General features: G+C 41.0%; 2 protein-coding genes. Both read left to right on the top strand.

Features of this window, described 5'->3' with window-relative positions; all coding sequences use genetic code 11:
- The coding region (locus QUA45_RS19035) for a ParA family protein (RefSeq protein ID WP_333221848.1) at nucleotides 1-883 on the top strand (883 nt) is incomplete at its 5' end.
- Nucleotides 880-1,299, top strand: a 420-nt coding sequence (locus QUA45_RS19030; protein WP_333221847.1) for a hypothetical protein, incomplete at its 3' end; no start/stop codon positions are given. The genes QUA45_RS19035 and QUA45_RS19030, both read left to right, overlap by 4 nt.

Below are 1,299 nucleotides of genomic sequence, written 5' to 3'. Positions count from 1 at the left end.
AAAGCCAGCCATGAGTCCTAAATCAATAGCCGTAATCAACTTCAAAGGCGGTGTCGGAAAGACTACCGTCACTTGGAGTCTAGGAAATATTATATCCCAAGGAACCGACTTAGAAGTCTTGATGTTAGACTTAGATCCGCAAATGTCGCTCACAGAGGCGATCGGACTTAACGAAAATACAGGTCATTTAGATGACAAATTTGGTAAGTGGTACGAAAAATCTCTCAAGCATAGACTTACAATTTACGACGCTCTAGAAGTCTTTAAAAAAGCAGGACAGAATTTTAAATTTCCCGTTGGTTTCGATACCATTTATCAGATTGACGAACAGTTGCATTTTGTCCCTTCTGTTGAAGAATTATATTGGTTGGATATCGATGGATTTGAAGGAAAAAGTGTTAAAGACTTCATCCGCCGATTCATCGGCAAAATCGCCAACTCTGCCAATCTCCCCAAATACGACTTGATGCTTTTTGACTGTTCGCCTTCCTTCAGTCTCCTCACTTACAGCGTACTCTCTTGCTGCGACTTAATATTAATTCCCGTCAATCCCGATTATTTTGGTTCTAGGGGATTAAGTTTAGTTTTAAACTCGCTTCAGAAACGGATTGAGCCTTATCCGTTTCCCAAGATAGCAGTCTTTATGAATAAAGCTAAAACCTATGGAGGATTGCTGACAAATGAAGTTCAGTTTTACATGAGAGAAGTAAAGAGACTTTGCGATGAGATATCAAAAGATAATAACATAGAAGTTAGATTTTTAGAATCGACGATTCGGGAAAGCGTCGGGCTAAAACGGGCGATTAATGAGGGAGAACTGCCGCGAGAATTAGTTAGAGAATTTGAAAAACTATGGCGCGAGTGTGAGGAGTATCTGAAATGAGTAAAAAAGAAAGTTTGGCTGCTTCTGAACAAGAAAGCGGGGGGTTAGTTGAGGAAATTGGCGAACTTAAGGAAATCTTGCGGGACGTTGCTCGAAAATTAACCCGACTTGAGACTCAAGTCAAGCGGGGAGTGATTTCTGCTGGCTCAAAAACTTCGGATATTCCCAGGGGTGCTGATGTTAATAAACCTGTTAATTTATCGGCTAGAAATGTTCTAGAAGTTTATGAAGAACTGCGTTTACAAGCTAAGAATGGTAATGAAGAAGAGGTGAGGCAAAAGTTGTTGGCAATGAGTGCAACTGACTTGAACTTGATGTGTTGCGAGTTAGGGATGCCGCCCAGCAGCAAGAATCCGTCCCGCAAAAAAATGTTCGAGCTAATTATTGGCAGAATTAAACAGAGTTTGAGGCTGTCG

The organism is Microcoleus sp. Pol12A5, from assembly GCF_036701435.1.
Classification (GTDB): domain Bacteria; phylum Cyanobacteriota; class Cyanobacteriia; order Cyanobacteriales; family Microcoleaceae; genus Microcoleus.
Note: the sequence above shows the minus strand (reverse complement) of the source record. Positions and strands in the feature narration are given on the sequence as shown.